Origin of the sequence: Anoxybacillus sp. FSL W8-0104 (assembly GCF_038004465.1) — a bacterium.
Lineage (GTDB): Bacteria > Bacillota > Bacilli > Bacillales > Anoxybacillaceae > Anoxybacillus > Anoxybacillus flavithermus_G.
In genome coordinates this window covers 1,386,326-1,409,431 of sequence record NZ_JBBOQU010000001.1, presented here as the reverse complement: position 1 = coordinate 1,409,431, position 23,106 = coordinate 1,386,326, and the positions used below count along the sequence as shown (strand labels likewise).

Below are 23,106 nucleotides of genomic sequence, written 5' to 3'. Positions count from 1 at the left end.
TGTTAGTAAATTTGCTCATCTACAGTCAAAAAATAAAATTGGTTGATCAACAATTGAAATTTAATGCCGAACATGTCGTGCCACAATCGTGGTTTGGGGCAAAGGAACCAATGAAAGGGGATTTGCATCACTTATTTGTTTGTGAACCGCGATGCAATTCTATTCGCTCGAATTTTCCGTATGCGGATTTTCCGTTTTATGAACCAGAGTCTCCTAATGAAATCGTTCAAAACGATTGTGGCGTGGCATACGGGGAACATTTTGAACCTGAACACGGAAAAGGGGCGGTGGCGCGAGCGATGCTATACTTTCTCGTTCGCTATCCACGAGCAATCAAACAGCCTTTTATTGATCAAGTCTATATTCCGCTACTTGTTCAATGGCATAAACAATTTCCTGTTACAACATATGAGAGGCATCGAAATGCGGCGATTTTTCGAATTCAAGGAAATCGCAATCCATTCATCGATAAACCAAATCTTGTTGATCAACTTTATTTTTTGATTGGACGTAAAAGTGATTAGGCGTTCGCACACATCGTTCCCTTTTTCATATGCTGTATTACAGTTTATGAAAAGGGGAAGAGGACGATGGGTGTGGAGTTAACAGCGTTACATTGGATTTACGTCTCATTTATTTGTATCATTATCGCATTGATGATTTGGCGTAAAGATACATCTTTAGCTTGTATGGTAGGCATTTTTTTGTTAGCGATTACAGCGACAGGATCTTTACCGCAGCGAAGACGACATAGCGGATATATTCGGTATGGATCCAGCGTTCTTCAAAACATCCGTTGTGAGGGAGGTGATTAGTTACTATTAGGAATGTCTACTTAAATAATGCTAATGCAGACAGTGAGGTAGTTCACTGTCTTTTTGTATTCTTTCCGGAAAGGTTGTGAGTGGATGGAACAACGCATTCAAAAATTGGAGGCAGACATGGTGGATGTAAAAACACGCTTGGCGGTCGCAGAATCAAACATCAAAGATATGCGTGAAGATATTTCGGCAATCAAGAACAACACAACATGGATTTTACGGTTAATTGTAGGCGGGATTGTAGGAGCTTTATTAACTTTCATGTTTCGAGGAGGAATGCAATAATGGAAGCTATTCTTTCAGTTGAATTTACCGCGTATGTAGCGTTGGCCGTGTTGTTGTATGCCATTCGTGAAGCAACAAACATTCCTAATCGCTATATCCCAATTGTCGCGGTTGTGTTAGGCGTTGCTTTCTCTATCTTTGAGAAGAACGCTTTTTCTTTTGAAGTGTTAGTCCAGGGGCTTCAATATGCACTGTACGGTGTTGGTTCGGTGGCGACTGTGAAATATGCACTTGAAAAAAGGGGAGATAAATAATGGTGAGAATTGTGCTTGACGCAGGACATGGTGGAAAGGATGTAGGAGCGGTCGGGAACGGCTTGAGAGAGAAGGACTTAACACTTACTATCGTCAAGCATATTGGGCGTATGCTTGGTGAATATGAAGGCGTAGAAGTGCATTATACACGTACCGATGACCGATTCTTGGAATTATCCGAACGCGCGGAGCTCGCAAACAAATTGAAAGCCGACTACTTCATTTCCGTCCATATCAATGCCGGCGGCGGCACGGGATTCGAATCATATGTGCACCCAAACGCTAACTCAGCAACGATTGCGTATCAAAATGTAATTCATGCGGAAATCATGAAAGCGATCGGCAACGTGACTGATCGTGGTAAGAAGCGAGCTAACTATGCTGTTTTGCGCGAAACACACATGCCGGTCATCTTGACGGAGAATCTTTTCATCGACAATGCCAATGACACGGCGAAACTCAAGTCAGAGCAATTCCTTCTACAAGTCGCGCATGGTCACGTTGAAGGTATCGTGAAAGTGTTTGGGTTGAAGAAAAAAGCAAAAACACAACCACAACAAAAAGTGCCTGACGGAAAACTCTATAGAGTGCAAGTCGGGGCGTTCAGCGACATAGAAAATGCAGAACGGCTTGCGGAGGAATTGAAAAAGAAAGGATATCCGTCTATCATCGTGTGACCCCTGCTACTCGGCAGGGGATTTTTTTGTTTTTATGACATGTTTCGACATTTTTCATGATGGTTGTCTGATATGATAATAAACAAAAAATAACTAGGGGGATCAAAAATGTACGTTGTGGATAGTGTTGGTAGAGTCACTTATCCCTGAATCCGTGACAAAACATCTTTACAATGGTCGCAAACCGTTGATACGATAAGGGAAAACGACGTTGACGACTCTTCATCAAGTAGGTGAATGTGATGAAAGATTTCCCGATTCGGTTTGTATTGACAGATGAAGCGATTACTCCAAGTGCTGGGCTTGCTCTCGTGGGCTACTTACTGCACCAAACGAAGCTGGATAAACGAGTAAACGCACTTCGGCTCCCAACGGTTCGTCGAGATGTGCACATTTCCCATAGCGACGTCATTCGCTCGATGATCGGCTTGCTTGCCACAGGAAAAACGGATTTTGATCATATCGAAGCGTATCGTCAGGACGATATCTTTTCGACATCAATGGGCATTCGGCACGTACCTTCCTCCCCAACGTTGCGACAGCGTCTCGATCAGCTCGCTTGTCTCCCGATGACCGAAACCATCATTTGGGAGGAATCGATGCGTCTGTTGGTTCGACAACACGCTACCTTGTCCGCTTGTTGGACGAAAGGGAAAACGACATGGCTTCCCCTTGATATAGATGCTTCCCCATTTGATAACTCCGATACGAAAAAAGAAGGAGTGAGTCGAACGTATAAAGGATTTGACGGTTTTACGCCGTTGTTTGCGTACGCAGGGAAGGAAGGGTATATCGTTCATGCCGAGCTGCGTCCAGGGAAACAACATGTACAAGACAACATGCCTTCGTTTTTAACTACCGCCATCCGTCGAGCTCGTCCGCTGACCTCGTCTCGTCTGCTTGTCCGCATGGATGCAGGGAACGATGCGGAAGCGAATGTGCACGTATGTCTAAAGGAAGACGTGGACTTTGTCATCAAGCGAAACTTACGCCGAGAATCGAAAGCGCTTTGGTTCCAGATCGCTTCGCAAAAGGGCAGACGCGTCGATGATGGACAAACAGAAGGAGTACAAACGTATGAGTTATGCCTTCCACAGACAGCAGCAATCGATGGACACACGTATACGTACGTTCAAGTCACCCAAGTGACGGAACGAACGATGGAACGAAATGGACAGCTGATGCTCGTTCCTGATTACGAAGTCGAAAGCTACTGGGTGCGCCTCGAAGGATACGAGCATGTTCGAATGAGTGATGTGCTCGCATTGTATCACGATCATGCGACATGCGAACAGTTTCATAGCGAACTGAAAAGCGACTTAGATTTAGAGCGACTTCCATCAGGGAAGATGAAAACGAATGCGCTCGTGTTAGTCATGGGAGCATTCGTGTACAACCTTCTTCGCCTGATTGGACAAGATCTATTAAGCGATCCGAGACATCCATTACATCATAAAGTGAAACGCCGCCGCATCAAGACGATCATTCAGACGGTGATCACGATGGCAGGTCGACTCGTCCGCCGATCACGACAGATCTGGATGAAACTGACGCGAAGGAGTGGGTACAGTATACTCCTACTGAATGTGTATCAAAAATGGAAAGAGGCAAGATAACAAACAGATGTTCGGGTACTCATATCCATCACTCCCCCCTGTACTTTTTTTGTCTCTTTTTTGGTTTGTATCTCCATAAAAGAGGATTTATCTCGTTTTCAAACATGAAAGTGGTGCAGGGAATCATCAAAAAAAGGGATGTATGGATCATATATCCATAGAACTAACACCAAAATCAAAGTTGATTTCCAACCATCACGGATTCAGGTTATCCATCTAACTTTGCAAATAATTTATGGAGTGGGCAAACGCTAAAAAGAGGTGATCGAAATGATTATGTGAAAACGCTGCAATCTTGGCTTTACAAAGCCGGATTTAACCCTGGGGGAATTGATGGAGTTTATGGAGCAAATACAGAGAAGGCTGTGAAGGAATTTCAGAAGAAGGTTGGAATCACGACCGATGGAATTGCGGGGAAACAAACGTACCAAGCTCTACAAGAGTATGTGAGAACACAAACAACAGTGTCCCGATCAAACTCATCAGGTAGCGATGATCATTGGACAGGTCAGACGCTTAGAGAAGGAAGCAAAGGAGAGGCTGTAAAGGAATTACAAAGAATGTTAAATTCGGCAGGATATAATATTAAAGTGGATGGTGTATATGGTTCCGAGACAGAGGGAGCTGTAAGAAGTTTTCAAAAATCAGTTGGTATATCTGTTGATGGTGTAGCCGGGGCGCAAACTTATAGAAGTCTAAAGTCTTATATCTCATCAAAAGCTAATAAGGGCGTAACAGTTGATATATCTAAAGAAGCACAAAGACTTCAAAAAGAGGCAGAGGAAAAGAAGAAACAGGAATTAGCTAAGTCACTAATGGATGTGGTCACCGATTTTGTTCCTGTTGTTGGTCAATTTAAAGACGCATATAATCTTGTCAATACTTTATTTAATCCTAATGCTACTGCTAAAGAAGTTGGATTAGCATTATTTGCATTCATACCTGTTATTGGAGACTTAAAAGACTTAAAAAATATTGGGAAAGCAGTCGATGTAATCAAAACGACGGTAAAAAAAGGAACAGATAAAATTGATGATGCTGCAGTCAAATTCATTTCAGATAAAATAAACAATATTGACGCAGGAACATTATTAAATTATTCTGAAGATAAAGGTCATACAATTCTAAAACATGTTTCTTTAAAAGATAATGAATTAATTGATCGTATGAAATCAGAAAGAAAAGACGTAAGTACTTATACTAATAAAACTACTGCCAATAATGTGATTGAACTAACAATAAAAGCGAATGCTGATAAAATTGCTGGTTGGCTGTTAAACTCCGAAAGTACAACATTAAGTCTAAATTATAAATATAAACATCCGGTGGGAAGAGGAGTTAAAAAGGGTGCAAATAAAATTGATTATGACCGTAACTATTCACTCCGATAGTAGTATGTAAAGAAGCGCAACACAAATAGGGCATCCCCGTAATAGAAAATGCCCTAAGTGGTAGAAAGAACGCGATCAAGCGTGTCACCCGTCAACAGAAGACATAACGAATCCCACACGTTTTTTTCGTGTTTCGTCAGTGTGGAAACGATGCTTCTTGTGATACAAAAAGACTGGGCGAATGTTTCTACGCGAAACGTACCCGAAATGTTCTCTTTGACTTTAACCATGCGAAGATCGCGTTCGGCTTGGTTGTTGTCAAAGGGAACATGTACTTCACGTAAGAAACGCAACGCTTCTTCCTTTCGTTTCTGAAGCCGTCGAACAAAAGCGAGTGCTTTTTTCGGAAGAGGTGTCATCGTTTCCAATCGATGTTGTGCTCTTTCTAGGATGCGATCATACACTCGTTCCCACCGTCTCGCTTCTTCTTCGGAAAGTGCACCGTGATGGGCTTCGACGGCTTGCTTGGCGGCTAACAGAAACGTGGTCATGCGCATCGCCCACGTATGCCCTTGTTCGATGAATCCTTTTAACTCACGCAAATGGTGGGCATGACAAAGGGCATGGGTGGCATGTGTGTATTTCGGATACGTACCGAACCCATCGTGCATCATCGTCCCTTTGTATTGTGGAAGAATCCCGATCTCATCCGTTGCTTTCTTTCCACGAGAAGCGTGAGAAGCCAAGTATGTATATCTCGATGTACACGCGACATGCACCCATGCGAGTTTCCCATTGATGCGCAAACTCGTTTCATCGACATGCAGGATGTTGGATTCAAGTAAGGCGTCTTCGATGATGTCCATATTTGATTCCAGCGCTTCGCGTCCTCGTTTCACCATATTGGCAAGGGTTCCTGTACTAATCGAGTGTTGATATAACGCTTCGATTGTATCACTTAAACGCTTGTACGGGATCAATTGGATATGATGTAAATAAACAACGAGCGCAGTAAGGCGTGGACCGTATTGCACATGATTCGTGACATGGGATGGGAATTCGGCTTGTTGCACGCATCGACAATGCGGACACGATTTCACTTCACGTTCATGTTGTGTCACCTCGATCGCCACAGGAGGGACATCAAACACTTGACGGATATCGACTTTGAACGGTTTGACGTCACGCAAAGAAACCCCACATCCTTGACACGTATGCACACGGTGGACGACACGATGATGTGGATGTTCCACTTGACGGAGCGTCGTTCCTTGATGTCCTTCTTGTCCGCCTGGCTTGTTGCCAGATGGTTGACGAGAAGAACGTGTGTTGGCAAAACGGTCAGAAGATGGGGGCAAATGGCTATTGGAGCTGTTTTTTTTCGTGCGTGCTTCCAGCTCTTGAACACGGTACTTCAGTTGTTCATTTTCTTTGCGTAGCTGTTTGTTTTCTTTCAACAGTTGCTCAATGACTTGTTGTTGGTGAGTAATGAGCTGCTTTTGTTGTTGGACTTTGCTGATTAAGCTTTCAACTGTAAATACAGCTTGTTGTACCGTCAACATGCGATTCACCTCCTTGTCTATCAATATTCACATCATAGACAGGAAAAGCAAAAAATATTCAGCTCACTTTATGATGTGGCTGAATAGTTACTTATGACCTAAGAAATACTTTCACATTATTAAAAAGAGATCCTAATTCTCCATATGGTTTTTATATTGTTACATCTTATCCGAAGTGGTGATGAATATGATGGAAATTGAGAGAAAATTTAAGACGCTTAAATACTTTGTAGACGGATATTATAATCAATCAATCGATGATCATGAATTTGACGACATGATTAGAGAATTTAGAGACGAAGAACCAGAGAGTTTGGTTAACGCATTAAGAGCTGAATTAGCTGAATTACAAAAACTAATAGACAATGGGGATAGAGAAACATTTAAAAAAGTAGAGATTTTATTGCATGATAATAGTTTACGATATATTGAGTTTGAAGATGGTCAAGCGTTTATTAATCGTGTTTTAAATGTTCTGGATAATAAAAACTAAAATATCCTTACCCAATTTAATTAAAAAAGGCGGAATATGAGCAACGAAAAGAAGGCGGAGTGATCCGCCTTGTTTTTATTGTTTCTTTTGTTGTCTATCGGTGTGGCGATGGCGATGAATTTATTCGGGCACGGCATTGCACTATCAGGTGATTTTATTATTCAAGGAGCACCGAAATTAACAGCAGACGCAGCGGGGATTCCTGTTTCCGACGTCATTTCAGCAAGCATTCCTCTCGTTTTTATCATGGGGATCGTCACCGTGACAACCGCATTTTTCTTATTGCGTCGAGATGTAAAAAAAGGTAACATTCCACAAAGCGAAGCCATTTCGATCGAAGAAAACGAAGTGCAGTCTCACTTATTAACGAGAAGGATGAAAACAACATTTGCGTTTCTCATCCCCATTTTATTTGGATTAGATGTTGTAGCGATGTACTATTTTCAATTGCAAGGTGGAGATGCAACGGCATTAATTGGTGGAACAGCGATTTTCATTTTATCTCTTTTATCAGTCGTTGCATATCACTAGCATTGCAGTAATTAAATCTGATGATTCAAAATACTAAGAATGTTCAATTTTTTATTGATTTCGAAACAAAAAAATCCTTTACAATGGAAGTACAGGTGGTTCCTGTCCAAATCCAATCGTAAAGGATAACTGTTATGGACAAGAATACACTAATTTCATCATTTGGTAAATGGGTTTCACCCATAAATATTCAAAAACTTAGCGAACAAGTCAAAGAATTGAAACAGGACTATTACACAAAAAAGCTGACAACAGAAGCCTATATTAAATTTTTATTGGTAGCCCAACTGCTCGAATTTAAGAGCTTAGAGGAAATGAGTGATGCACTTGTAGACGAAGATCTTCAAAAAGCACTCGGATTTGAATCGATAAGTGCCTCTCAGCTATCCCGAAAAAACAATCAGATCAACCCACTAATTCTTGCAAATTTGTTCTTGGATCTTGTTTGGAAAATTCAACGGTACCATTATAAAAACGGAAAGAATATGCCACTGAAAATCATTGATTCGAGTACACTCCCGTTGAATTTGACCAATTATAAATGGGCAAAATTCCGTAAAACAAAAGCTGGTGTAAAGCTACACTTACGGCTCGTTTTCATGGATAAAGACACCGTCTATCCTGAAAAAGCAGTGATTACGACAGCAAAAGAACATGACCGAAATCAACTCGAAGTCCTAGTGGATGATAAAGAAGCCATGTATGTGTTTGACCGCGGTTATGTGGACTATGAACGTTTTGACCGGATGACAGATGATGGCTATTTCTTCGTTTCAAGACTGAAGAAAAACGCAGTCATTCGTGAAGTCTATACATTTTCACTTCCTGATGATTGTCACGTTCTATCCGATAAAATGGTCTATATTGGTACCACACAAAATCGTACTGAAAATGTCTATCGTCTACTAGAAGTTATGGACACAAAAGGGAACTTACTTCGTTTAATTACCAACCGATTTGATTTAAAAGCAGAAGAGATAAGTGGTATTTACCGATCTCGCTGGGCTATTGAACTCTTTTTCAAATGGCTTAAGCAACACGTAGAAATTAAGCACTTTTATGGAATGAGTGAAACAGCTATTCAAAATCAAATTTTCTTAGCCCTTATCACGTATTGCTTACATGTTCTCATTCAATTGGAGATGAAAAGTAAGAAATCCCTACTTCGAATTACTCGTTGGTTAAAGAGAGCTCTGTGGAAACCAGCTTATGTTTGGTTGCGAAAATTTGATGGGCGAGCCAGTCCATAATCTCCCTTTTGTCGTTGTCGCTCTGATTTAACTGTATATATTTACCAAATGGACAGTGCCGCCTTTCTTTAGGTTTTGTCTTTTTGGCACAAATTCACAAAAAATAATTAACAGAAAATTCTAACTATATTTATGCAATGCTAATGGTTGCATATAAAAAGAAAAGTTTAGAACAAATTACAGATTTGTTCATTCAAGGATTTCAATTTGGGTTTAAAGTGTTCGGTCCGGTCATTCCGATTGCCGCTTTCTTCTACTTAGGAGATTCAGGATTTCAAACAATTATAGGAGAGTTTTTACCAAAACAGTCGCATGGTATTGTGAATGACTTAGGTGTTGCTTTATCTAGTGTCGTTCCATTAAGCAAAGAGGTAGGAGCGATTACGTTAACAGGAGTAGGAGCGATTACCGGATTGGATGGATCAGGTTTTTCAGGCATTTCTCTTGTTGGTTCTATTGCCAAATTGTTTGCAACGGCAATCGGAACAGGAATTGCTACATTAACAGCACTTGGTCAAATTGCAGCCATTTGGGTTGGTGGAGGAACATTAGTGCCTTGGGCGCTTATTCCAGCAGCTGCGATTTGTGGTGTTAGCCCATTTGAGTTAGCGAGACGAAATGTTGTGTCGGTTATTACAGGATTGATTGTCACGACAATTGTCGCCATGTTTCTTATTTAATTCAAGAGAGTGTCTCTATGGAGGCACTCTTTTTTATGTTACAAAACATAACATAAAAATAAAAAAATTTTCGAAAAACTGTTGCATTTCTTTCTGTTTATGTAATATATTATAACCATAAATGTTATAAAAAATAACATAAGGGAGAGATGGGAATGAATGAGGCACAGTTGAGTTTGGCGCTTGATTCACTTTGGGTTATGTTAGGAGCGATTTTAGTCATTGGAATGCAAGTCGGATTTGCTTTGTTAGAAGCTGGGTCAACACGAATGAAAAACGCAGGTCATGTCGCTGGAAAACAAATATTAAGTTTTGCGATTGCATCACTTGCGTTTTGGGCAGCAGGTTTCGCAATTACATTCGGAAAAGGGAATGGATTCATTGGCACAGAAGGATGGTTTTTAAAGGAAGGAAAAGAGACGTTTTCTTCTCTTTCGTGGGCAAACGTTCCACTTGAGTTGAAATTTCTATTTCAACTTGCCTTTGTTGGTGTATCTTTAGCGATCGCGTGGGGAGGATTTGCTGAGCGAGCAAAACTATCTGTTTACTTCATTTTTGGAACGATTTTCACGATCGCCATTTATCCAGTCATCGGTCATTGGGTATGGGGAGGCGGTTGGCTTGGAGAAATGGGAATGCAAGATTTCGCGGGCTCGACGGTTGTCCATTTACAAGGAGCGATTGCAGCACTCATTGCGACAATGTTGTTAGGGCCGCGCATTGGCAAGTTTAATAAAGATGGGACACCGAATTACATCCCAGGACACAATCAAGTATACACAGTCATTGGTGGCTTCGTATTATGGGTCGGTTGGTTTGGGTTTAATGCGGGAAGCACAATGGGAACTGCAGATGGATTTTTCGGTTATGTAGCGTTAACGACAAATATTGCGGCAGCAGCTGGCGCGATCGCTTCCATTTTGACGGCAAAATGGCTCGTTGGAAAAGCGGATATTCCAGCCATGGTCAACGGTGTATTAGCAGCTCTCGTTGCGATTACAGCAGCATGTGCATTTGTTGAGCCATGGGCAGCTGCAGTCATTGGTGCCGTTGCGGGATCGTTTACATTTTGGACGTCTGTATATTTTGAGCGAAAAGGCATTGACGATCCGATTTACGCGTTTTCAGTTCATGGTATCGCCGGTATTGTTGGTACGATTTCAACGGGCTTTTTTGCTTCACCACGTTTAGTAGAGATCACAGGAATTGGAAAACCGGGATTGTTTTATGGTGGAGGAACTGATCAACTTATCGTTCAAACAGTCGGCGTTTTAGGTGCAGCGTTGTACGTGGCGATTGTCTCATTTATTGTTTTATATACTTTAAAAAAGACGATCGGCTTACGAGTGACGCCTGAACAAGAAATTTCTGGACTTGATATTAGTGAGCATGGTTCATATGGGTATCCAGAACAATTAGATCCAGCTTATAAACAAACGACAACAGTCGTTTCATCTCGTTCGTCATGAAGATGGTGATGTCATGAATAATTTTGAAGCAATCATCGTTCGAGCGGAACAATGCAACAATATGTCAGAATTGAAGCAACTTCACGATGAAGTTGCTTTTCTCCTCTCCTCTTTTTCAATTTCTTTTTCCTGTATATTTGAAGTATACGATATGCTTTGTATGTGCCACGATGCATTCATGAAACAGGCGCTGTCGTTAGCTGAACGGGAGGTTGATCGAAAAGGAATTGGCAAAAAGCCCTCGTCTTTTTGTTGGTTTGTGATGGGGAGCAGCGGACGGAAGGAGCCGACCATTTGGACAGATCAAGATAACGGAGTAATTTTTTCATGCTTTTGCAATGAAAAAGAAGAATGCTACGTATATATGCGTGAGTATGCGCGCGTTGGTGTTCTTTTTTTGAATGAAATAGGGTATCCGTATTGTAGTGGGTATGTGATGGCAACAAATAGAAGATGGCTAAAAGAAGCAGATGATTGGAATGAACAAATTGATAAATATGTAGCAAACGAACATATAGATGATATTCGTTATTTATCTATGTTAGCTGATATGCGGCCAATTTACGGCGAGTATGCACTTGCTAATCAGCTGAAAACGACATTGTATAAAAAGATTGCGACGACTTTTTCTTTACGTAGTCGAATGATTGATAGCGTTCGTATTCCCATTGTGCCGATTGGACCTTTTGGACGGGTGTACGTCGAACGTTGGGGGGAGAAAAGCGGCATGGTTGATATAAAGCAAGGGGGGTATGTTCAGCTCAGTTATATGTTAAAATGGGTTGCCGTTCAAAAACAATTTATTGATGCGCATTCAACATTCGAGCGATTAACGCGTTGGTATGATGAAAATGGTTGTTCACAACAGCAATTTGAACGCATAAAAGAGGCACTTGAGACGTTTTTATATTTCCGTTTACGTTGTTCGTTAGAAGGAACTAATTTAGTCATCCATCATTTATCGAAAGAAGAAAAAAAGCGACTAAAAAGAGCGCTAGCAGTAGCTAAACGAGTACAACGTGATGCAAGGAAGTGGGTGTGATTGATGGAGCGACCGTTTCAATGGATCAGTCGCATACTATCGCTTGGTCTTCGATACGATCAAGCAACAGCGGTCGGTCCAGCTTTTCAACAAGAGGCGTGGATTCGAAAAATAATGAAAGAAGCAAAGAAGCATACGTATTCGCTCGAAACGCCGCTTTCTGACGTGACGTTTATTTTATTAGATACAGAGACAACAGGTTTTTCTCCACAAAGGGGAGATGAAATTTTTTCACTTGCAGCCTTAAAAACAAAAAACGGTGACCCGCTTGATTTATATTGTTCCAACTTCCGACCAAAACGCCGCATTCCCGAACATGTTGAGGTGCTTACAGGGATAACAAACGACGATGTTGCATGCGCTCCGTTATTAGAGGAGGAAATTCATCATATTCTTTCTTTTTTGAACCATGGCATTTTACTCGGTTATCATATTCAGCATGATGTGGCGTTTTTAAATGAATTTTTATCACGAAATTATCGTACAGTTTTACAACAAACAACAATAGAAATGAGAAAAATTATGGAATGTATATATCACGACTCATTTCCGACGCTTGATGATGCTCTTTCATTTTATCATCTAACTCCGATTGATCGTCATACAGCAAAAGGAGATGTCATGAGTTTATTTGAAATGTGGAAGCGAGTGTTTATAGAGTTGCAACAGTTACAAATTGATACGTTGCACGACTTATATACATTACTTAGTCAATGTTCGTAAACGAGCGTTGACTTTTTTTGTGAAAAACTATACAATTTGATTAACTTATATGAACATATATTCATATATTGAAAGAGAGGGGATCGTATGGAACATCAATATGAGCAGTTAGATGAAGAAACGCTTTTCATCGTATCACAAACATTTAAAGCGTTAAGTGACCCGACGCGTATTCGTATTTTACATTTGCTTTCATCTGGCGAGTTTTCAGTAACTGAAATTGCGAATCGGTTGTCACTTTTACAATCGACTGTATCCCACCAACTTCGATTTTTGAAAAACTTACGTCTCGTTAAATATCGGAGGGAAGGAACGACACTATATTATTCGCATGATGATGAACATGTTTTGCACATTCTTGAACAAACGATTCGCCATGCGCGCGATCATTAGGGGGGGAATCAAATGAAAGAGTATGAAATCAAAGGATTAACATGCGCTAATTGTGCGCGGGCATTAGAAGAACAAATTCAGTCACTTCCATATGGCGACGGAGCAACGTTGAACTATAATAGCGGAAAATTACGCGTACATGAACGCATCGATTTAGAAAAAGTACGGACGATTTTAGCAACAGATGGGGCATATATAGCAGACGATGAACAGACGCAAAAAAAACGAAATCCGCTCCTCTATCTCGTAGGTGCCTCTCTTTTTCTTTTTTTGATGGCGCTTGTGCTTGAGCATTTGGACATAGATGGTGCGAGCATTGTTATTTATATGACTGCGATAGCACTGAGCGGATATAAAACATTTGTTAAAGGATTAAAAAATATCATTCGTTTTCGTTTTAATATGGATACGTTAATGACGATTGCACTAATTGGCGCATTTGGAATTGGTGAATGGAAAGAAGCCGCTGTCGTTGCTATTTTATTTGGTATTAACGAATATTTAGAAGGACTAGGGATGGAACGAGCGCGTCGCTCGCTTGATATGCTGCTGAAACAAGCGCCAAAAGAAGCACTTCTTATATCGAACGGAAACATGCGTGTCGTTTCCATTGATTCGCTACAAGTTGGCGATGTGGTGGTTGTTCGCCCTGGCGAAAAAATTCCCTCAGACGGTGTCGTTATTGAGGGGAAAAGCTCTGTGAATGAAGCAGCGATTACAGGCGAAGCCATGCCGATCGAAAAAGAATTAGGAATGAACGTGTACGGCGGAAGTATAAATAACGAAGGGGTGTTACACGTTCAAATTACAAAACAATATAAAGACAGCTCTTTGGCGAAAATTTTACATCTTGTACAAGAAGCGCAAGAAACAAAAACACCACTTGAATTGTTTATTCATCGTTTTGCAAAATATTATACTCCCTTTATTATGATTGTTTCGTTATTCGTCATGCTCGTTCCACCGTTATGGTTTGAAGCGTCTTGGCATGATTCGTTATATCAAGGGTTAGCTGTATTAATTGTCGGATGTCCTTGCGCCCTTATTTTATCTTCCCCAATCGCTTTATTAGCTGGCATGACGCGCAACGCGAAGAACGGCGTGTTAGTGAAAGGTGGCGTTCATTTAGAAACGCTTGGACGCGTACGTACGATTGCTTTTGATAAAACAGGAACGATAACAAAAGGAAAGCCACACGTAACAAATGTGATTGCATATAGCGATGAAAATGAACTGCTTTATATTGCTGCGTCTTTAGAAAGTGTATCTTCCCATCCGCTTGCACAGGCCATTGTCCAAAAAGCAAAGCAACACCATATTGCATACAAACAACCAGAACAAGTCGAAACACGAACAGGAAGCGGTATGGAAGGAAAAGTCGATGGGATATGGTATCGTATCGGAAACGAAAGAATGTTTGATCACCAATTGTTTACCGAACAAATTCAACAAGATGCAGAAAAGTTAAAATGTGAAGGGCGTACGATTGTTTTTGTCGCAGATGAACAACGTATACTTGGTTTATTTGGTATCGCTGATGAAATACGTGAAGAGAGTAAAAAGATCATTCAGCAACTACACCGTATTGGTATTCGGCGCACGGTCATGTTAACAGGAGATCACGAAAAAACAGCTAAACAGGTTGCTAAACAAGTTGGAGTGACACATACATTCGCAAAACTTCTTCCGGAACAAAAAGTAGAAAAAATAAAGGAGTTAATGAAAACAGATATAGTGGCAATGGTAGGAGATGGAATGAATGACGCCCCTGCCCTTGCTCATGCTCACGTTGGGATCGCGATGGGGAAAGGAACAGATAGCGCCATTGAAACTGCTGATGTCGTGCTTATGCAAGATCATCTCGAGAAATTGCCAGAGGCGATTGTTATTGCCCGGCGTGTAAATCGCACCATTCGTTTAAATATCGCAATTGCCCTTTTGTTAAAGGCAACGGCGCTACTATTAACCATTCCAGGTTGGTTAACATTATGGATCGCCATTTTATCGGATATGGGGGCAACGATTTTCGTTAGCATACTGAGCTTATTCATTTTATGGGAAAAGCGCACGATTTAAAGTTGTGCGCTTTTTTAAAAAAAGGATATTGTTCAGAAATATTAGAAACGTTGTTGATTTTTTCACCGTTTTCGCCATTTTTATCATCTTCGTGTGAATCGAGAGCTGTTAAAAAAGTTGATTCATGATGCACAACATGGTCGCATCGTTTCGTATGATATTTTGAAGGAAGATGAGCGTAAAAATATATATGTTCAAGCCACCGCTCTATGTAACAAAACAGGTATGCTACAAGCCATTGTTGTGACGTATCGTGACGCACCGTTTATTGATATGCGTCTCACTTCTTCTATGGCTTCAATGGCGTCTGAATTTACATTTATTTTATCATCAGAAGGTGAAATTACATACGTTTCACCAAGTGCTCAACACGTGCTAAAATGCGCAGAAGAAGTGTGTAACCATGAGTTGTTTTCTTTCGTTCATCATGATGACATCCCGCTTTTGATGGAAAAATTACATACGATTTACGCGACAAAAGAGAAAGAAACAACTGTTGAATGTCGTTGGCGAACACACAAAGGGCATTTCATATGGATTGATATGCATGCTCAGCCGTTACTAAATGAAAAAAATGAGATAGAACACGTGATTGTTGTGGCAAAAGATATTACAAAATGGAAATGTTGTGAGGAAGAACTGATCAAATTAAAACATTTCGATTCGCTAACTAATATTCCAAACCGCTTTTATTTTGAAACGTATGTGCAACACATGATTCAAAAAATGCGTCCATTTGCATTATGCTACATTGATTTTGACAAAATTAAGTGGATTAACGATCATTTTTCATATCAAGCAGGGGACTTTTTTTTTACAAGAGGCGGTTCGTCGCATTCAGCAACATTTGCAACAAGAAGACTTTTTTGCTCGTATCGGTGGCGATGAGTTTGTCATTGTGTTACATGATGTCAACAAAGAGACGATGGTTGCGCGCATGGACCATTTGCTTCAATCGTTTGTAGAGCCATTTCGATATAAAGAGCATGTCATCCAATCAGGTCTTTCTATTGGGGTGACGTTCTCTCCGCAAGATGGTACGGATTTAGACACGTTGCTGAAACAAGCCGACCAAGCGCTTTGCTATGCGAAGGAACGTGGGAAAGGGTATCACTTTTATCACCCTCAACAAAATCGAAAAACGATGATTGAACAAGAGTTACCGCTTGCGTTATTGAACAATCAGTTTTATTTATGTTATCAACCGAAAGTGTCGTTAGATAATAAATCAATTATGGGGGTCGAGGCGCTCATGCGTTGGACACACCCGACGCTCGGAGTGATCTCGCCATTAGAGTTTATCCCAATTGCTGAGAAAAACGGCTTCATTTTTGAAATTACAACATGGGTGTTAAAAGAAGCGTGCCAACAAGTAAAACAATGGAAAACTCATTTTCCGACATTAAAGCTCGCAGTAAACTTATCACCATTTTTACTCAATCGAAAAGAATTTGTGATGCATGTGAAAAATATTTTGCAAGAAACACAGTTTCCACCTAACTATTTAATTTTAGAAATAACGGAAAGCGGATTAATGGAAAACATCGAAACAGGAAAACATATTTTAACAGAGTTAAAACAGATCGGCATTCAAGTTGCGATTGACGATTTTGGTACCGGCTTTTCATCGCTTGCTTATATTCGCAATTTGCCTGTTTCGTTATTAAAAATCGATCGTTCATTTATTCGCGATATTACCGACAATTCGAAAGATGCAACGATCGTCGATACAATTATTCATCTCGCTAAAAGTTTAGATTTACAAGTGCTCGCTGAAGGGGTAGAACGCGACGATCAAGTCTCTTTATTACAGAAGATGGATTGTGATTTTGCCCAAGGGTTTTACTTTAGTCAATCGTTAGAAGCAGAAAAGTTACTTCAATGGCTTGAACAACATAATCAATCGAAAGAGGCGCTACATTAGCGTCTCTTTTCACGTTTTGTTCACATATATTTTCTTTTTTCTTCACAAATTTACATTAATGTGGATATATAAATGACAAACATGAGGACGGAGTGGACATGCGTAGCTTATTTTTTTTGCTCATACCGATCGTTACACTTTTGTTTACAAAAACGGTATATGGAGAAAAGATTGAAGCACATAAACAACTGCAACAAGCTATTGATGAAGCACATGCTGGCGACGTGTTAATCGTGAAAAAAGGGATATACAAAGGTCCGATCATCATTCATAAGCCGATTCATCTCATTGCTGAACCCGGAGCGGTAGTTGATGGGGAAGGAAGCGAATATGTTGTGACAATTCGTGCTCCTCGCGTTCATGTCGAAGGATTAACGATTCGCAACAGCGCATATGGAAAAGGAGCTGGTGTGCTCATTCAAAAAAGTTCACATGTTACGTTAAAACACGTACGTATAGAACATGTACATTACGGTGTTTATGTAGAAAAAGGAACAAATATCAACCTTTTAAACAATGTCATTCGTGGACGAGATATTCATTTCGCTCAACGAGGAAACGGTATTCACCTATTGAAGACAAGCGGGGTTGTTGTGCGAGAAAATCATATTTCACGTGTGCAAGATGGCATTTATTTAGATTGGGCTAAACATACAATGATCGAAAAAAACGAAGTAACGAATGCACGCTATGCCATTCATTTCATGTATGCTGAAGACGGGATGGCAAAAGAAAATGTGCTCGCAGAAAATATTAATGGAATGATGATGATGATGTCCAAGCAGTTTACGATTGGATATAATACGATTGCTAAACAATTAGATTATCGTGGATACGGAGCGCTCATTTACGATAGTGAACATGTAGTGATGCACAACAACACCTTCCGTTATAATAGCACAGCTTTATCGTTACAAAACGCACGTCATTGTCATGTAAAAGATAATGAATTTATCGGTAACTATCGTGCATTGCACAGCTTATATGAAAATCCCAACATCATTGTTGTGAAAAATAAATTTTTAGGAAATATGGAAGATGCACTTATCCAAGGAGCGCCCATTACATTTGATGATGGAATAAAAGGGAATTATTGGGATGCTTATCAGTTTTATGATTTCAATGATGATGGAGTCGGTGATACCCCACATCGCATTCGTTCTATGTATAGTCGACTGCTGCGGAAATGGCCAAGTGTGCAATTTTATTTTCAAAGTCCGGCGTTATCACTTCTTGATACAACGGAGTCATTTTTTACGCAAGCACAGGCGCAAGGGGAAGACCGCTTTCCACTTATAGAAGTCGATCGCAATAAAAACGAAACAATCGAAAGATCGTGGAAACTGTTGCTGTTTGGAAGCATTTTATTTGTAAGCAGCTTGCTTATGATTGGATATGGAAGGAGAATGACATATGAAAAAAATTGCTAGCCTTTTCTTTGTATGTTTTCTCGTCGCATGTAGTGGAGCGAAAACGTACGAGCCTGAAGAAATTAATCCAGATATTGATGTATGTGTAGTTTGTAATATGAGTATAACAGCAGAACCATATGCTACAGAAATAATTTTAAAAGATGGAACGGTGCATAAGTTTGATGATATTGGGTGCATGATCGAGTGGATGAATAAAAGCAAAGAGGACATTGCAAAGAAATACGTTCGCGATGTAACAAACGGGGAGTGGATTGAGCTTGAGCACGCTGTTTTTGTATACAATCCAAATTATTGGACGCCGATGAATTATGGAGTCGTTTCATTTGCAAACGAAAAACATGCCAAAGTATACATGGAACAAGAAGGAAATGGAGAGTTATGGACGTATGAGCAATTAAAAAAACATCGGTGGGGATTTGAACAATGAATACAGCGATAAAGTACCAATGGATGATGATGATTCGTAGCAAATGGCTTATCACTTTTGCCGTTTTGTTTGCCGTTTTATCATCAACTGTGATCGCAAGTAGCGGACACGAGGCATCAGGAGTATTTACACGTTCGACCGCGGCTTTATTAAATTTGTCCCTTTTGCTTGTCCCACTCGTTGCTTTATTAGCAGGTAGTTTGTTTATTGCGGGGGAAAAGGAAGACGGCCGATTATCGCTTATATTAACATATCCGGTTTCCACTCACTCTTTAACGCTTGGTTTATATGTGGGGAGCTGCATATCATTATGGACAGTTGTTGCGCTCGGGTATGGAAGTGCAAGTATCGCTCTTTTTGCAACAGGAGGGACGTGGTCGACGTTTGTTTTCCTTTCATTTGTATTCACCATTGTATTAACAAGTATTTTTTTAGCGATTGCTTTATTCGTTGGACTTGTTGCCTCTAATCGTTTACAAGCCCTCGGCATTAGTTTATTTATTTGGGCGTTTTCCGTTTTATTTTATGAATTTATCGTATTATTTTTATTATCAGTTGTTCCAAAGCAATGGACCATTTTTTTATTTGCTTTATCTATCATATTGAATCCGGTTGAACTCGTGCGTGTTTGGACCGTGGCTGCTCTGAAAAGTAGCGCACTATTTGGTCCGCAATTATATGAATGGTCAAAATGGGCAGAGAGTGCAAGTGGCCAGCTTACCTTTATTGCAATCGCATGCATATGGATCATTGTGCCGTTGTTTTTAGTAAACGTATGGATGAAACGAGGGAAACGTTATGCTTGAAGTGAGACAATTGACGAAAATATATAACGAACAAAATAAAGTAGAAAACATTTCTTTTTCTGTTCAAGAAGGACAATGTTTAGCGTTATGCGGCGGTAACGGTGCAGGAAAAAGCACGATTATTAAAATGCTAATCGGACAGCTCCCACCGACGAAAGGAGACATGTATGTAAACGAACAACCAATTCAAAACAACGACAAGCAATGGTTTTCGTTTATGCCGGATCATCTTCAATTTCCCCCGCTTTTAACAGGTTATGAAGTGTTATCTTTATTTGGACAATGGCAAGGAGCAACAGACGAGCGGGTGAAACAATGTTTAGATGTTGTCGGACTGACGAATGATCAACATAAGCAAGTAAGGATGTATTCAAAAGGCATGCAACAGCGGCTCGCTTTTGCGCAAGCGCTCTTAGCGGATGCCGCATTGCTTATTTTAGATGAACCAACAAACGGTTTAGATCCGTATTGGGTATGGGAATTTAAACGACTTATTCGTTTGGAAAAGGAAAAGGGAAAAGCTATTATTTTTTCGACACATATGCTGTCAATAGTTGAGGAAATTGCAGATACTGTCGTATTTATTCATCAAGGACAAATGCTTATATACGATTCGGTTTCCGCGCTTTGTCAAGATGGAAAATCGTTAGAGTCTATATTTTTTGCACAAATTTCACAACATATGTCATACTGAAAAAGTAAGCAAATATTGCTTGCTTTTTTCATTCGAAGGGGGAGGTAAAGTGTTAAAATTATACGTCATTCGTCATGCTGAAACAGAGTGGAATGCACAACAACGCATGCAAGGATGGAAAGACTCGCCTTTAACTGAAAAGGGAAAAAAACAGGCAGCACTTTTACACGATCGGTTTCGTACAGTTCCGTTTACTGCTGCGTATTGTAGTCCAAGTGATCGTACGAAAGAAACAGCACAAATTGTTTTAGGGCAACGTCATGTGCCAATATATTTTGATGAACGGCTACGTGAGATTTACTTAGGTGATTGGGAAGGGAAAACGATTGCAGAAATTGCGCAATCCGACGAGCAAAATCATTATCATTTTTATCATGATCCAGATGCATACAAGCCGATTATTGGCGAGACGTTTTTTGATGTTCAACGTCGAGCTGTTGCTACGATCCAACATATAGCTAAAAATCATTCAGAAGGTCATATTCTTGTCGTTACACATGGTATGGTGATTCGCACGCTTCTTGTATATTGGAAACAACAAACGCTTGCGGAGTTGTGGAAAAATAGCCGTGTATACGGTACGAGTGTGACGATCGTATCGTTTGACGGGGAAAAGTGGGATATGGAATGTGAATCAGACATTTCACATCTTGAAAGTGGGCTGACACATTTATGAGAAAATGGATTATGTTTTTTACGGCAATTGTCTTTATTGTCGGTTGTACATCGCAAAATAAAGAGAAAACATTTGTTACGACAGTAGAATATGTTGTTGATGGGGATACAGTAAAAATAAAAAAAGATGGCGAAATCGTAACGGTTCGTCTACTAAATATCGATACCCCCGAAACGTATCGCGAAAAACAGGCGTATGGCGAAGAGGCAAAACAATTCGCTAAAGACGTTTTGCTTCACAAAAAAGTGACAGTTGAACTAAGCGCAAAAGAACAACCGTACGATCGTTATGGTCGATTGCTTGCGTACATATGGTTAGAGGATGGAACTTTATACCAAGAAAAAATTGTACAAGAAGGGTTTGCGCGTGTTGCTTACGTATTTGAACCGGACACAAAATATGCAAAAAAAATTGTATAAAGCACAAGAAAAAGCAAAAAAAGCAAAAAAACGAATATGGAGTGTCGATGGATACGTGACAGAAGAAGGATTTAATATGAGTGTATGGTTAAATAAAGCTTCGTAAATGTGAAAAGGGCTGGATGAAACAGCCCTTTTAATGTGCGAGCATCGCTTGCATATCTTCTTCTACATCGCCGATAAGTTTGAGACCGAACATGTCTTGTAGGACGCGTAACACACTTTCAGAAATAAAGTGCGGTGCTTTCGGTCCAATTCGAATGTCTTGAATGCCTAAACTAAACAATCCGAGTAAGATTGCAACTGCTTTTTGTTCAAACCATGAAAGAACGATGCTGACCGGTAACTCATTGACCTCACAGCCGAATGCTTCCGCAAGCGCCATTGCAATTTTGACAGTCGAAATCGAGTTGTTGCATTGCCCTAAATCAATATATCGTGGAATGTTCGTGCCAGGAACAACCCCGTAGTCGACATCGTTAAAGCGGAATTTCCCACAGGATGTCGTTAAAATGACAGTGTTTTTCGGTAACGATGTAGCTAACGTGCGATAATATTCACCGCCTTTTCCAGGAGCGTCGCAACCTGCGATAACGAAAAAGCGTTCAATTTTTCCTTCTTTTACAGCTTGAATAATTTCTGGTGAAATTTGAATTACAGTTTCGTGATGGAAACCAGTCACTAACGTTTCATCCGATTCAATGTTTGCTTCTGGAAGTTGTAGCGCTTTCTCAATTAACGGCGTGAAATCATCGTTTTCGATTTTTTGCACATGTTCTAATCCGGCTACATCATATGAAAACATGCGATCAGCATATGAACCTTTTATCGGCATGACACAGTTTGTTGTCGCTAAAATAGCACCAGGGAATTTTTCAAATAGGCGACGTTGATCGTACCATGCTTTTCCGACATTTCCTTTCAGATGTTTATATTTTTTTAATTGTGGGTAACCATGTGCTGGAAGCATTTCGGAATGTGTGTAAATGTTAATTCCTTTTCCTTCTGTTTGTTTTAATAGTTGTTCAAGGGCAAATAAGTTATGTCCTGTAACGAGAATACATTTTCCTTCAATTCTATTTTGCGTTACACGAACAGGTTGAGGAATGCCAAGTCGTTCTGTATGTGCTCGATCGAGTAGTTCCATTACGCGAATGGCTGCTCTTCCGACTTTCATCGCCATGTCTATATGTTCTTGTACGTTAAAGTTAGAGTTTGTTAACGTCATATATAACGCTTCATGTGTCGTTGTATCAACGAACGGATCGGTATACCCAAGTTGATGGGCATGCGTGCGATATGCTGCAATTCCTTTTAATGCAAATACGATCGTATCTTGCAAACTTGCAATTGTTTCATCTTTCCCGCAAACTCCAACAACAGTACATCCCCCTGTTGGTGTTTGTTCACATTGATGACAAAACATGATGACCCCTCCTTTTCTTATTGACACTTTAACAATAGGAGAAAATATGTACGTCGTAAGTGATACATATCACACTTTCATACAAAGTAACTATTCAG

The 23,106-nt window shown here is 40.2% G+C and carries 22 protein-coding genes and 4 pseudogenes; 24 read left to right on the top strand and 2 right to left on the bottom strand.

From position 1 onward, the window contains the following. Nucleotides 1-41 precede the first annotated feature (41 nt). From NST18_RS07530 to NST18_RS07500, 7 genes and pseudogenes are all read left to right on the top strand, one after another. A pseudogene (locus NST18_RS07530) lies at nucleotides 42-524 on the top strand (endonuclease I family protein); the annotation flags it as partial. Nucleotides 525-590: 66 nt separating this feature from the next. After that, the gene (locus tag NST18_RS07525; RefSeq protein WP_035018629.1) at nucleotides 591-815 is read left to right on the top strand and encodes a hypothetical protein; all 225 of its coding nucleotides are present in this window, start codon (nucleotides 591-593) and stop codon (nucleotides 813-815) included. A 93-nt stretch (nucleotides 816-908) separates the two neighbouring features. Beyond that, on the top strand, nucleotides 909-1,106 hold the full coding sequence (locus NST18_RS07520) for a hemolysin XhlA family protein (RefSeq protein WP_004890228.1): 198 nt from the start codon (nucleotides 909-911) through the stop codon (nucleotides 1,104-1,106). After that, entirely contained in the window at nucleotides 1,106-1,360 is a 255-nt protein-coding gene (locus tag NST18_RS07515; protein ID WP_004890231.1) for a phage holin family protein, read from the top strand. Before NST18_RS07520 ends, NST18_RS07515 begins: the two co-directional genes overlap by 1 nt. Next, on the top strand, nucleotides 1,360-2,037 hold the full coding sequence (locus NST18_RS07510; RefSeq protein ID WP_004890232.1) for an N-acetylmuramoyl-L-alanine amidase: 678 nt from the start codon (nucleotides 1,360-1,362) through the stop codon (nucleotides 2,035-2,037). Before NST18_RS07515 ends, NST18_RS07510 begins: the two co-directional genes overlap by 1 nt. Nucleotides 2,038-2,279: 242 nt before the next feature. Beyond that, a complete protein-coding gene (locus NST18_RS07505) occupies nucleotides 2,280-3,653 on the top strand; it encodes an IS1380 family transposase (protein WP_088223305.1) in 1,374 nt (457 codons plus the stop codon). 278 nt (nucleotides 3,654-3,931) lie between these two features. Beyond that, nucleotides 3,932-5,044, top strand: a complete 1,113-nt coding sequence (locus NST18_RS07500) for a peptidoglycan-binding protein (RefSeq protein WP_340721316.1) — start codon at nucleotides 3,932-3,934, stop codon at nucleotides 5,042-5,044. A 53-nt stretch (nucleotides 5,045-5,097) separates the two neighbouring features. Here the strand turns inward: NST18_RS07500 and tnpC are convergent, their stop codons facing one another. Further along, entirely contained in the window at nucleotides 5,098-6,546 is a 1,449-nt protein-coding gene (tnpC, locus tag NST18_RS07495) for an IS66 family transposase (RefSeq protein WP_088223283.1), read from the bottom strand. Nucleotides 6,547-6,733: 187 nt separating this feature from the next. Here tnpC and NST18_RS07490 point away from each other — a divergent pair, with 187 nt between their 5' ends. The 17 genes and pseudogenes from NST18_RS07490 to NST18_RS15180 all read left to right on the top strand — a co-directional run bounded on the left by NST18_RS07490 (nucleotide 6,734) and on the right by NST18_RS15180 (nucleotide 21,688). Then, the gene (locus NST18_RS07490) at nucleotides 6,734-7,039 is read left to right on the top strand and encodes a contact-dependent growth inhibition system immunity protein (protein ID WP_019417960.1); all 306 of its coding nucleotides are present in this window, start codon (nucleotides 6,734-6,736) and stop codon (nucleotides 7,037-7,039) included. An 87-nt stretch (nucleotides 7,040-7,126) separates the two neighbouring features. Continuing rightward, a pseudogene (locus tag NST18_RS07485) lies at nucleotides 7,127-7,564 on the top strand (hypothetical protein); the annotation flags it as partial. A gap of 140 nt (nucleotides 7,565-7,704) precedes the next feature. Continuing rightward, nucleotides 7,705-8,820 carry an IS4 family transposase gene (locus tag NST18_RS07480; protein ID WP_032101754.1) on the top strand — a complete coding sequence of 372 codons (1,116 nt, stop codon included), beginning with the start codon at nucleotides 7,705-7,707 and terminating at the stop codon, nucleotides 8,818-8,820. A gap of 143 nt (nucleotides 8,821-8,963) precedes the next feature. Then, a pseudogene (locus tag NST18_RS07475) lies at nucleotides 8,964-9,500 on the top strand (hypothetical protein); the annotation flags it as partial. Nucleotides 9,501-9,655: 155 nt separating this feature from the next. After that, entirely contained in the window at nucleotides 9,656-10,969 is a 1,314-nt protein-coding gene (locus NST18_RS07470) for an ammonium transporter (RefSeq protein ID WP_064214479.1), read from the top strand. 13 nt (nucleotides 10,970-10,982) lie between these two features. Then, entirely contained in the window at nucleotides 10,983-12,011 is a 1,029-nt protein-coding gene (locus tag NST18_RS07465) for a DUF294 nucleotidyltransferase-like domain-containing protein (protein ID WP_004890244.1), read from the top strand. A 3-nt stretch (nucleotides 12,012-12,014) separates the two neighbouring features. Continuing rightward, nucleotides 12,015-12,734 carry an exonuclease domain-containing protein gene (locus NST18_RS07460; RefSeq protein ID WP_004890245.1) on the top strand — a complete coding sequence of 240 codons (720 nt, stop codon included), beginning with the start codon at nucleotides 12,015-12,017 and terminating at the stop codon, nucleotides 12,732-12,734. Between the two features lie 87 nt (nucleotides 12,735-12,821). Next, nucleotides 12,822-13,127, top strand: a complete 306-nt coding sequence (locus NST18_RS07455) for an ArsR/SmtB family transcription factor (RefSeq protein WP_004890247.1) — start codon at nucleotides 12,822-12,824, stop codon at nucleotides 13,125-13,127. 12 nt (nucleotides 13,128-13,139) lie between these two features. Continuing rightward, complete coding sequence (locus tag NST18_RS07450) at nucleotides 13,140-15,203, top strand: heavy metal translocating P-type ATPase (protein WP_004890249.1); 2,064 nt, start codon at nucleotides 13,140-13,142, stop codon at nucleotides 15,201-15,203. A 117-nt stretch (nucleotides 15,204-15,320) separates the two neighbouring features. Then, nucleotides 15,321-17,127 (top strand): annotated as a pseudogene (locus NST18_RS07445) (EAL domain-containing protein). Nucleotides 17,128-17,225: 98 nt separating this feature from the next. Then, entirely contained in the window at nucleotides 17,226-18,557 is a 1,332-nt protein-coding gene (locus NST18_RS07440; RefSeq protein ID WP_004890254.1) for a right-handed parallel beta-helix repeat-containing protein, read from the top strand. Further along, complete coding sequence (locus NST18_RS07435; RefSeq protein WP_004890257.1) at nucleotides 18,541-18,987, top strand: nitrous oxide reductase accessory protein NosL; 447 nt, start codon at nucleotides 18,541-18,543, stop codon at nucleotides 18,985-18,987. The genes NST18_RS07440 and NST18_RS07435 overlap by 17 nt, the downstream gene beginning before the upstream one ends. Then, nucleotides 18,984-19,793, top strand: coding sequence for an ABC transporter permease (locus NST18_RS07430; protein WP_004890260.1), 810 nt, complete (start codon nucleotides 18,984-18,986; stop codon nucleotides 19,791-19,793). Before NST18_RS07435 ends, NST18_RS07430 begins: the two co-directional genes overlap by 4 nt. Then, nucleotides 19,786-20,487: an ABC transporter ATP-binding protein gene (locus tag NST18_RS07425; protein WP_004890263.1), complete on the top strand. Its 702-nt coding sequence runs from the start codon at nucleotides 19,786-19,788 to the stop codon at nucleotides 20,485-20,487. Before NST18_RS07430 ends, NST18_RS07425 begins: the two co-directional genes overlap by 8 nt. Before the next feature lie 49 nt (nucleotides 20,488-20,536). After that, a complete protein-coding gene (locus NST18_RS07420; protein WP_064214604.1) occupies nucleotides 20,537-21,163 on the top strand; it encodes a histidine phosphatase family protein in 627 nt (208 codons plus the stop codon). Beyond that, a complete protein-coding gene (locus NST18_RS07415) occupies nucleotides 21,160-21,582 on the top strand; it encodes a thermonuclease family protein (RefSeq protein WP_340721314.1) in 423 nt (140 codons plus the stop codon). Before NST18_RS07420 ends, NST18_RS07415 begins: the two co-directional genes overlap by 4 nt. Continuing rightward, complete coding sequence (locus NST18_RS15180; RefSeq protein ID WP_445290563.1) at nucleotides 21,563-21,688, top strand: hypothetical protein; 126 nt, start codon at nucleotides 21,563-21,565, stop codon at nucleotides 21,686-21,688. Before NST18_RS07415 ends, NST18_RS15180 begins: the two co-directional genes overlap by 20 nt. Before the next feature lie 30 nt (nucleotides 21,689-21,718). On the opposite strand, the gene hcp is transcribed toward NST18_RS15180, so the two are convergent. Next, nucleotides 21,719-23,008, bottom strand: coding sequence for a hydroxylamine reductase (gene hcp / locus NST18_RS07405; RefSeq protein WP_004890267.1), 1,290 nt, complete (start codon nucleotides 23,006-23,008; stop codon nucleotides 21,719-21,721). Nucleotides 23,009-23,106: the final 98 nt, after the last annotated feature.

Bases quoted from the DNA above. Each gene is read 5' to 3' on its own strand.
- NST18_RS07525 (WP_035018629.1), top strand. From the start codon at position 591: ATGGGTGTGGAGTTAACAGCGTTACATTGGATTTACGTCTCATTTATT.
- NST18_RS07520 (WP_004890228.1), top strand. From the start codon at position 909: ATGGAACAACGCATTCAAAAATTGGAGGCAGACATGGTGGATGTAAAA.
- NST18_RS07515 (WP_004890231.1), top strand. From the start codon at position 1,106: ATGGAAGCTATTCTTTCAGTTGAATTTACCGCGTATGTAGCGTTGGCC.
- NST18_RS07510 (WP_004890232.1), top strand. From the start codon at position 1,360: ATGGTGAGAATTGTGCTTGACGCAGGACATGGTGGAAAGGATGTAGGA.
- NST18_RS07505 (WP_088223305.1), top strand. From the start codon at position 2,280: ATGAAAGATTTCCCGATTCGGTTTGTATTGACAGATGAAGCGATTACT.
- tnpC (WP_088223283.1), bottom strand. From the start codon at position 6,546: ATGTTGACGGTACAACAAGCTGTATTTACAGTTGAAAGCTTAATCAGC.
- NST18_RS07490 (WP_019417960.1), top strand. From the start codon at position 6,734: ATGATGGAAATTGAGAGAAAATTTAAGACGCTTAAATACTTTGTAGAC.
- NST18_RS07480 (WP_032101754.1), top strand. From the start codon at position 7,705: ATGGACAAGAATACACTAATTTCATCATTTGGTAAATGGGTTTCACCC.
- NST18_RS07470 (WP_064214479.1), top strand. From the start codon at position 9,656: ATGAATGAGGCACAGTTGAGTTTGGCGCTTGATTCACTTTGGGTTATG.
- NST18_RS07465 (WP_004890244.1), top strand. From the start codon at position 10,983: ATGAATAATTTTGAAGCAATCATCGTTCGAGCGGAACAATGCAACAAT.
- NST18_RS07460 (WP_004890245.1), top strand. From the start codon at position 12,015: ATGGAGCGACCGTTTCAATGGATCAGTCGCATACTATCGCTTGGTCTT.
- NST18_RS07455 (WP_004890247.1), top strand. From the start codon at position 12,822: ATGGAACATCAATATGAGCAGTTAGATGAAGAAACGCTTTTCATCGTA.
- NST18_RS07450 (WP_004890249.1), top strand. From the start codon at position 13,140: ATGAAAGAGTATGAAATCAAAGGATTAACATGCGCTAATTGTGCGCGG.
- NST18_RS07440 (WP_004890254.1), top strand. From the start codon at position 17,226: ATGCGTAGCTTATTTTTTTTGCTCATACCGATCGTTACACTTTTGTTT.
- NST18_RS07435 (WP_004890257.1), top strand. From the start codon at position 18,541: ATGAAAAAAATTGCTAGCCTTTTCTTTGTATGTTTTCTCGTCGCATGT.
- NST18_RS07430 (WP_004890260.1), top strand. From the start codon at position 18,984: ATGAATACAGCGATAAAGTACCAATGGATGATGATGATTCGTAGCAAA.
- NST18_RS07425 (WP_004890263.1), top strand. From the start codon at position 19,786: ATGCTTGAAGTGAGACAATTGACGAAAATATATAACGAACAAAATAAA.
- NST18_RS07415 (WP_340721314.1), top strand. From the start codon at position 21,160: ATGAGAAAATGGATTATGTTTTTTACGGCAATTGTCTTTATTGTCGGT.
- NST18_RS15180 (WP_445290563.1), top strand. From the start codon at position 21,563: ATGCAAAAAAAATTGTATAAAGCACAAGAAAAAGCAAAAAAAGCAAAA.
- hcp (WP_004890267.1), bottom strand. From the start codon at position 23,008: ATGTTTTGTCATCAATGTGAACAAACACCAACAGGGGGATGTACTGTT.